General features: G+C 53.8%; 10 protein-coding genes and 1 pseudogene. All 11 read left to right on the forward strand.

Annotated elements, in window-relative coordinates:
* Positions 1-349, forward strand: a pseudogene (locus ACOSYY_RS07730) (class I SAM-dependent methyltransferase); the annotation flags it as partial.
* A gap of 53 nt (positions 350-402) precedes the next feature.
* The gene (waaF, locus tag ACOSYY_RS07735) at positions 403-1476 is read left to right on the forward strand and encodes a lipopolysaccharide heptosyltransferase II (protein ID WP_421661691.1); all 1074 of its coding nucleotides are present in this window, start codon (positions 403-405) and stop codon (positions 1474-1476) included.
* A complete protein-coding gene (locus tag ACOSYY_RS07740) occupies positions 1467-2492 on the forward strand; it encodes a glycosyltransferase family 9 protein (protein WP_421661692.1) in 1026 nt (341 codons plus the stop codon). The genes waaF and ACOSYY_RS07740 overlap by 10 nt, the downstream gene beginning before the upstream one ends.
* Positions 2493-2577: 85 nt before the next feature.
* Positions 2578-3165: a winged helix-turn-helix transcriptional regulator gene (locus ACOSYY_RS07745; protein ID WP_421661693.1), complete on the forward strand. Its 588-nt coding sequence runs from the start codon at positions 2578-2580 to the stop codon at positions 3163-3165.
* A 163-nt stretch (positions 3166-3328) separates the two neighbouring features.
* Positions 3329-3832, forward strand: coding sequence for a UpxY family transcription antiterminator (locus tag ACOSYY_RS07750; RefSeq protein ID WP_421661694.1), 504 nt, complete (start codon positions 3329-3331; stop codon positions 3830-3832).
* 143 nt (positions 3833-3975) lie between these two features.
* Positions 3976-4650 carry an adenylyl-sulfate kinase gene (gene cysC, locus ACOSYY_RS07755; protein WP_421661695.1) on the forward strand — a complete coding sequence of 225 codons (675 nt, stop codon included), beginning with the start codon at positions 3976-3978 and terminating at the stop codon, positions 4648-4650.
* 47 nt (positions 4651-4697) lie between these two features.
* The gene (locus ACOSYY_RS07760) at positions 4698-5525 is read left to right on the forward strand and encodes an ABC transporter permease (RefSeq protein WP_421661696.1); all 828 of its coding nucleotides are present in this window, start codon (positions 4698-4700) and stop codon (positions 5523-5525) included.
* Positions 5525-6808 (forward strand): ABC transporter ATP-binding protein, encoded by a 1284-nt coding sequence (locus tag ACOSYY_RS07765; RefSeq protein WP_421661697.1) that lies wholly within the window; start codon positions 5525-5527, stop codon positions 6806-6808. The genes ACOSYY_RS07760 and ACOSYY_RS07765 overlap by 1 nt, the downstream gene beginning before the upstream one ends.
* On the forward strand, positions 6792-7616 hold the full coding sequence (locus ACOSYY_RS07770) for a sulfotransferase domain-containing protein (protein ID WP_421661698.1): 825 nt from the start codon (positions 6792-6794) through the stop codon (positions 7614-7616). Before ACOSYY_RS07765 ends, ACOSYY_RS07770 begins: the two co-directional genes overlap by 17 nt.
* Entirely contained in the window at positions 7579-8388 is an 810-nt protein-coding gene (locus tag ACOSYY_RS07775) for a CatB-related O-acetyltransferase (protein WP_421661699.1), read from the forward strand. The genes ACOSYY_RS07770 and ACOSYY_RS07775 overlap by 38 nt, the downstream gene beginning before the upstream one ends.
* Before the next feature lie 97 nt (positions 8389-8485).
* Positions 8486-9125: FkbM family methyltransferase (locus ACOSYY_RS07780; RefSeq protein ID WP_421661700.1), on the forward strand; the 640-nt coding region annotated here is incomplete at its 3' end.

The following is a 9125-nucleotide window of genomic DNA, read 5'->3' on the forward strand; positions in this document are numbered from 1 at the left end:
TGTTGTGTCATTGCGCCGGTTGGCCAAAAAACATGGGTTGTACGAGGTCAAGCATCTGATTTCTCGCGATGGTGGAAACATCACGATGTTCTTTTCTCGATTGGAGCCGCTGGTCCAAGATCATTACGATGCCTCGATTCCCGGCAACTGCGAATGGATCTCGCGGATCGTGCGTCAGCACAGCAACGTGCGACGCCATGTGACGCTGCTGCCATACCTACGGGCTTGGCAGCGCCTCTGGAGATCACTCCAAGAGAGACGGGGAACGGCGGACGAGCGGAGCGGCAAGGCACTGCTCGACAAACTCTATTTTCCTCAGGTTCCAATCCGTTCCGTAGGCCGCCCATGAAAAGATTCGGACCGTGAGTCTCCGACGAGCGAGGTTCGCGGGGAGGTCGTCCGGTGCCGTCTATCAACTCTTTGGACAGCAGTTTTTCATTGCCTTTGAAGAACGCTCGTATCCTGTTGATCAAGCCCAGTTCTCTTGGGGACATCGTTCACGCGTTTCCAGTCGTGTCGGCGATCAAAACACAATGGCCAGGTTCGCATATTACGTGGGTGGTGAAGCGCCAGTGGGCTGACCTTGTCGAGCGGGCGGAAGGAATCGACCGTGTTTGGCCTGTGGAGATGACGGTACGCAGTTGGATCAGAGAAGGCCGGGCGCTGCGCGCCCAGCGGTTTGACCTCGCCATAGATTTGCAAGGGCTGTTTCGCAGCGGCATCTTGGCACGCTTCAGCGGCGCACCGACACGAATCGGATTCGCAAATGGGAGGGAAGGGAGCCCATGGTTCTATACTCAACGCGTACCGGTCCCCAATCCCGATATCCCTGCCGTCGATCGATATCTTTCGGTTGCCGCGGCGTTGGGAGCATCTCTGACGGACAAACCTCGATTTGATTTTAGATTGCCGGAGAAGGACGTGACGGCCGTTCGGGAGCTCTGCCGGCGCAGAGGTTTTTCGGTGGACAGGCCATGGGTCGCCATGAACATTGGGTCGCGGTGGCCGACCAAGCGCTGGCCGCTGGCGTCCTTCGCCGCTGTCGTGGATCAGCTGCATGAGACACATCGTGATCCGGTCGTTATGATAGGAGGCGAAGATGAACGCGCATACATGAATAAGTTGAGAGCTCTGACGGATCGTCCGTTCATCGATTTGAGCGGTGATATCCCATTAGGGTGCTTGCCGGCACTGCTCTCGAAAGCGACCGTCATGATCACAAACGATTCCGGGCCAATGCATATCGCTGCGGCTCTCGGGGTTCCGGTAATCGCGATATTCGGACCCACGAGTGCGGCGCGAACCGGACCGTACGGAGACGGCCATCAGGTACTGACCAATCGGATCCCTTGCAGCCCTTGTTTCAGTCGTGTTTGCCGACACGATCCTGCATTGGAATGCCTTCATCTCATTAAGCCGGCCCACGTTGTCGATGTTATACGGCCGCTGTTGGCGGCTCATGTACCATGTCGATGAATGTCCTGATCGTTCGCCCGGACGGCATCGGCGACGTCCTGCTCTCTCTTCCCGTGGCGACCCAACTCAGGCGGCTTGCGCCAGGCGCCACAATTGGGTTTCTCACCAGCCCTACCGTCGCGCCACTTCTCGATCGCCATCCCGATGTAGACTATGTGCGAACGATTCGCTTTACAGACCCATTCAAGGAACTCCGTCTCGCTTTTTCACAGGGAGTTGAAGCGGCGATTTTTCTGAAACCGTTTCGTCGTCTTATGTGGGCCGCATGGGTGGCCGGTGTGCCGATTCGAGTTGCAACAAGATATCGTTGGTATAGCCTGCTGGCCAATCGCCATATCTATGAACATCGCAGCGAATTTTCTAAACATGAATCAGAGTACAACGTTGAGATGTTGAAGGGCTTGGGGTTGAGCCCTCAGCCTATAAGCCCGCCGGTGCTCACCTTGACGGAGGCCGAACGGGTCGCCGGTGCATTCCGGTGGTCGGGATTACCGAGTCCACGCGTCGTGGTCCACCCGGGAGGAATTTCTGCACGCCGCTGGCGGCTGGAGCATTACCGTGACCTTGTCGTGACCTTGACGGACAAAGGGTATGGTGTCGTGCTGACAGGCAGTGATCAGGAACGAACTGAATTTGGAAAAGAACTATGTGGGTCTACGGCGCTTCCATCAGGGGTAGCGGATCATATGGGTCATCTGTCAATGCGAGAACTGATGTCATTGATCGCCAATGCTCATGTCGTCGTCTCAGGAGCGACAGGGCCCGCTCACTTGGCGGCAGCCTTGGGTATCCCCACCGTCACCTTGTTTGACCCGCGACGAAACAATTTGCCGGTGAGATGGAAACCTCTTGGGACGGGAGTCTTGCTGCGGCCGGATGTTCCCACTTGTGACAAATGTATCGGAAAAGCCTGTCCTTATTGGGACTGTCTTGATCGGTTCACTGTCGCACAGGTCACCGCAGCGATCACCAAGGTCTTATCACAGCCCTCTCCACTCACTGTTCTTCACATATAAGTCAAAACTCAAGGGAAACTCTTCGTGGCACTCTTGACTCCACGTCAAGTCTGTGTTCATATTCTGAACGTTTGGTTCTAACTATATGAATCTCCAAGGACAACGAGATCTTCTCCTGCTGACCGAGGTGGAGCGAGATGGTGCGGTTACTCAACGATCTCTCGCTTCAAAGCTAGGGGTTGCGCTGGGCCTGACCAATCTCTATCTTAAGCGGTTGGCACGGAAAGGCCATATCAAGATAACCACAATCCCCTCACACCGGGTTCGGTATTTACTGACTCCGCAAGGGTTTGCCGAGAAATCAAGACTGACGTACCTCTATATGGAATATTCCCTGTCTCACTACCGCGAGATGCGTGCGCGGCTGCGAGAGACGCTGTCCCGCGCGGCCAGGAATGGAACGAAACGAGTCGTCATATACGGAACCGGTGAACTGGCGGAAATGGCCTATTTGTCGCTCCGAGAAATGCACATCACCTTGGTCGGATTTGTAGATGATCACCAGCAAGAGGCGTTCTTGTCCTATCCGGTCTGGCCGCCGGAAGCGCTCAGTGAATGGGAATTCGATGCGGTGTTACTGGCGGATTTCGATCAAACGGCGGGACACCGTACACAATTGAGACAGCGTCATGTTCCGGATAGCAAGATCATAGCGCTTGCCCCATCGGCCTGAGTGTTGTGGCCCGGTTGTTTTTCTGTTTCCTGTAAGTGAAAGGGCGGAGCTGCGTCTGAGCGACCTTTTCGTTGAAGAGTGTTCTAGCCTCTCTGGTAACAGATCGGTGATACAAATGAGAAAGGCCAGACGGAGGAAACGGATCAGACAGACGAGATAGACCATGGACCAGACAGACAATCTCAACTGGTACGCACTCCGCACCAAATCCCGACATGAAAAACTGGTGCGGGATCAGTTGGATAAGCAAGGAATCGAGCCGTTGCTTCCGACGGTCAAACGCCTGAGCCAGTGGAAAGACAGGAAAAAAGAAATCGAGGTCCCGCTGTTCTCGGGGTATTGTTTCGTGCGGTTTTCTCAATTCGAAAAGGCGCCTGTACAAAAGATCGTGGGCGTCGTCGAAATCGTCGGCAGCGGAAATCGGCCCGAACCGATCCCCGAGGAGGAAATCAACGCCTTACGATGCCTGATAACGAGCGTCCTTCCGTATGATCCCCATCCCTATCTTCATGAAGGAATGAAGGTGGAAGTTGTTCATGGGCCGTTGCAGGGTGCCCAGGGCATTCTGTTGCGAAAAGAGAAGCGGCATCGCTTAGTGATCGGAGTGCGACTTATTCAGCAAGCGGCGGCCGTGGAGATCGATGTACATGATGTGGTGGCGGTGTAATGAACTGACCCGACATGCCGACAATATGTGTTGATAGACTGCCAGGGTTTCATGTTTCACGGAGATCCATGGATGTATGAGGAGTAGTCAGCGTCAGAGAGCAGCGAGCAATTGGCTCGCCCAATGAAAAGAGAGCCATACGAATGTCCGGAAAATCAGTACGTCATATTCCACGCGCTTCACTCACCACGCCCTCGGGAGCGACCAACGTCGTCTGGCATCGGACGACTGTGACCCGTGCGCATCGCGAGGCGCAAAACGGCCATCGGAGCGCGATCATCTGGTTCACAGGATTGTCCGGCTCGGGTAAGTCGACGCTGGCCCATGCGGTAGAAGACCGCCTGCACCGGCGTGGTTGCCGGTGTTTCGTCCTCGACGGTGACAACGTCCGTCACGGGCTCTGCAGCGACTTGGGGTTCTCAGTTTTAGACCGGCAAGAAAATATCCGACGCATCAGCGAGGTCGCGAAACTGTTCATGGAAGCAGGCTCGATCGTGCTGACGGCCTTCATCTCTCCCTATCACGCGGATCGGAGGCGCGCGCGAGAGATGGTGGCGAATGACGATTTTCTGGAGATCTATTGTAATGCGCAGATTGAAGTCTGCGAAGCGCGTGACGTCAAGGGAATGTACAAGAAAGCGCGTGCAGGCCAGATTGCGGAATTCACCGGGGTCTCATCGCCCTATGAAATTCCGGAGCATCCCGACCTGATCGTGGAAACGGGGCGCGTGGAGCTTGAAGAGTGTGTGAGCCAGGTGATGAAAGAACTGGAGCGGCGTGGGGTGATCAACAGGGCAGCGACAGGGACCGCGTCATGATGAGAATATGGTCCCGAACGAGAACCGGTTATTCATAAAACACGAGGATGGAGAGTCAAGCTGAGCTGATCATCGAAGCGGGTAAGACCGAACATCATTATTGGAAAGACCTGTGGCGATACCGTGAATTATTCTATTTCCTGGCATGGCGAGACATATTGGTCCGGTACAAACAGACCATCATAGGAGTGGCATGGGCCGTGTTACGACCCTTGCTGACGATGGTGGCGTTTGTGTTCGTGTTCGGAAAGCTCGCACGTATGCCGTCCGACGGCGTGCCCTATCCCATTTTGGTCTTTGCCGCGCTGCTACCATGGCAATTTTTTGCCAATGCCTTTACCGAAGCGGGCAATAGCTTGGTCAGCAATGCCAATATGATATCCAAGGTCTATTTCCCTCGTGTGGTGATCCCGGCCAGCGCGGTGATTGTGAGCTTTGTGGATTTTTTATTATCGGGAGCGCTGTTGGCCACGTTGATGCTCTGGTACGGGCTGACGCCTGACTGGCGGATTATGACCGTGCCCCTGTTCATGGCTCTTGCCATCGCGGCCGCCATGGGAACAGGTCTGTGGATCGCGGCGCTCAACGTCAAGTACCGGGATTTCCGCTATATCATACCTTTCATCGTGCAATTCGGCTTGTATATTTCACCGGTCGGATACAGCAGTGCCGTCGTTCCGGACCACTGGCGGTTGCTGTATTCCATCAATCCAATGGTGGGTGTGATTGATGGATTCCGCTGGGCGCTCCTGGGGGGAGAATCTCAATTGTACTGGCCCGGTGTCTCGCTGTCCCTCGTGCTTGTTATGCTGATTGCCGTCACCGGCGTCTTGTATTTCCGTAAGACGGAAAAAAGTTTTGCGGACGTGATCTGATGGGCGTCGCTATCGCCGTCGAGGGCCTGTCGAAGAAGTACCTCATCGGCCATCAACGCGAACCGTACACGGCGTTACGGGATGTCTTGACGAACGGCGCAAAGCGATTTGCATCCAGGCTGCTCCATCCTTTTTCAACTCCAGAAGATGATGTGACACATGAAACGTTTTGGGCGCTCAAGGATGTCAACTTTACCATCCAACAGGGAGATCGAGTCGGGATTATCGGCCGGAACGGAGCCGGCAAATCGACGCTGCTCAAGATCCTCAGCCGGATCACCGAGCCGACATCCGGCCGAATGAGGATTCGGGGCCGAGTGTCGAGCTTGCTGGAAGTCGGCACTGGTTTCCATCCCGAGCTCACCGGCAGGGAAAACATTTTCTTGAATGGGGCAGTTCTCGGCATGAGGAGGGCAGAGATCGTGCGCAAGTTCGACGAGATCGTGGCCTTCGCCGAAGTCGAACAGTTTCTCGACACGCCGGTGAAACGGTACTCCAGCGGGATGTACATCCGGCTCGCTTTTGCCGTTGCCGCGCATCTCGAGCCGGAAATTTTCATCGTCGATGAAGTGCTGGCGGTCGGCGACATTCAGTTTCAAAGGAAGTGTCTTGGGAAAATGGAAGATGTGGGCAAAGAAGGCAGGACAGTATTGTTCGTCAGTCACAATATGGCCGCAGTCAATCAGCTGTGCACGAAAGGCCTCCTGATTGACAAAGGACGGATATCCGCAGAAGGCGCCGTGGAAAATATTCTAGGCCAATATATTCAGAGTGGCGTCGTTAATCGGAGCCATACCTTTGTAAATCGAACGCGAGAAGATTCTCAAGCTAAAGCAAGGCTGATCGAAGCACGGGTGTTGGGAAAGCACAATGAATCTTGTGCGGTGTTACCTGTCGATCAGCCCGCCAGTATCATGCTCGTTTGGCGGCTCAAAGTGCCGGTACCATTCCTGCGTGTCGGTGTGGAAATCACGGACACGAACGGAGTAGTCGTTCTCTCCAGTATGGATACCGATACCACCGGCTTGCATGGCAAGCCACGTCAACCTGGAATTTTCCATGAAATGATGTCGATGCCGCCTTTCTTGTTGATGCCGGGGGTCTACAGTGTCAAGACCTTTGCCGGCATGCCGGGTATCGAAAGAATCATGGAGATGGAAAATATACTGGAATTTGAGGTGACGGAAAACCAGACGCATCTTTCTCATGTGCCGAGCGCTCGAAGAAGCGGATACATCGCTGCGCCATTACAATGGGAGATCAACCGTGGGCCTGCTGAGTAGAGTCATCAACAAAGCCAAGCGGGTATTGTCGAGCGGCAGCACTACCCCACTTTGGAGCGTGCCGAATCCCAAAGCGTCCGATATCTATCTGGTTTCTTATCCAAAATCAGGCAACACGTGGATGCGTTATCTCATGGCCTACGCAATCTGGCCGGAGATCGCAGAGGTCGACTTAGTCGAAATGGCCGCATATGTGCCGAGTTTCGGACTGAAGCATGATTACGACATCATGCTGGATCCGAATTCACCGTGCAATCGACTTAAACACCGTATCATCAAAGAACATGTGCCGTACAACCAACTGGCCGGACGGTACATCAAGCGAGCCATCTACATTGCGCGTGACGGCAGAGACGCGATGGTTTCATACTGGCATTTCTGCAACCAGCGGGACGGCACAGCTATTCCATTCAATGAATTCATAGAACTTTCCGCAAGGCCGGAACATTCCTATGGTCCATGGAGCGCTCATGTGACCGGGTGGATGAATGCGCCCTTGGAGGCAAAATTGGTGCTTCGCTACGAAGACTTGCTTTCAGACACCGCGAGTGCCTTGAAGCAGGCATTGAAGTTTGCCGAGATCGAAGCGACCGAAGTCGCGATCGCTCATGCCGTTGAACGCGCCTCATTCAGCTCCATGCGCAAGCTGGAGAAGGCGAAGGGTTTTAATTTGGAGATGCTGAAAACGGTAGAGTTCGTACGCAAAGGAAAAAGCGGATCCTGGCAGGATACATTCGGTCCCGGGGATCTGGAGAGGTTTGGCAGGTTCCATGGTGGCTCTATACCTGAACTTGGCTATTCCTGGTAATGAATACCGATTCCTTCATGGGCGACGAGAATTCAGAGCCGATCAATTGAGGCTTCCGTTTCATTACTTAGTGTGGAAATTGCGCAAGGCTATCGGCGCATATCGAAGTTATGCAGCGCTGCAGGCGCTTCGCGCAGAGAATCCCGGTTGTACTCTCTTGAGTCAAAATATTCACGACGTGCACTTGGGAGAGTCTGTGGCTATTCTTGAGCATGCGATTCTGAATTGCGTGCGCATGGGGAGCTGTAGTTACGTTTCATACAATTCCCGATTGTTCAACGTGGAAGTGGGAAAATTCTGTTCCATCGGACCCTATGTTCAAATCGGTCTTGCAAGGCATCCCTCGAGAACGTTTGTATCAACGTATCCCGCGTTCTATAGTAACGATAATGATGGTTGCCCCTCAAGGTTCCGAGAGAAGAAGACATTTGATGACTCTGTTCCCAAAACCAGCATCGGCCATGATGTCTGGATAGGTTCAAATGCAACAATCCCGGGGGGAATACAAATAGGAACGGGGGTTATAGTAGCGGCGGGGTCGGTTGTGGTCAAAGATATTCCGCCCTATATGGTCGTGGGAGGGAATCCCGCTCAAGTAATCAGGCATAGATTTTCCGAAGAGCAAATCAAGATTCTGCTGGCATCGGAATGGTGGAATTGGTCCATCGAAGCAATTAAGCGGCACTTAGATGCGTTTTCGGACATCGAGAGATTCAAGGAGATGGCGGAATCGATAGCCGGCTTACGGAAAGAGCCTGCACATCGTCTATGATCATTTGAGCAACCGCGCAAGACACTCGCCAGACGGTTTTAGCCAAGGTAACGAAAGGGGCTGTATCAAGACGTTAATCAAGTCCATCGTGAGAAGTGTGTTTGGCCTTGAGATATCATGGGCTAAGAATTCTTCTCCATCTGCCGCGCAATCTGCCGCCATCCAACTCGTTTCTACCTTGCGAAAATTCGAGATCGATTTGGTCCTGGATATTGGCGCGAACACGGGCCAGTTCGGATCAGAGATCCGTTACTATGGTTATACGGGCAAGATTGTGTCGTTCGAGCCACTTTCACAAGCGCACAGCATCTTGGTGAAGACCATTGCGGAGGATAGTAACTGGGAGGCATATCCGCCCTGCGCGCTTGGCGACCAGAACGGGGAGACCGTGATCAACATTGCAGGTAATTCTCAAAGCAGTTCCCTTCTGCCCATGCTTGAGGCGCATCGCAGCGCCGCGCCGGAATCAGTGTACGAGGGGGAGGAGAAGGTTTCCATTAAGACCTTGGATATCGTTGCAAGAGAATACGTAAAGGGTGCGCGCGCACCCTTTCTGAAGATCGATACGCAAGGTTTTGAATGGCGCGTGCTCGATGGCGCGCGCGAGACGTTGCCGCGCATCAAAGGAATATTGGTGGAGCTTTCTCTTGTGCCGTTGTACGAAGGCCAGCATTTGTGGCGAGACCTCGTCGACCGGCTGGAGGATGAGGGTTTTGCATTGTGGGCGCTGAGACCGG

The sequence above is a fragment of the Nitrospira sp. BLG_2 genome, from assembly GCF_049222245.1.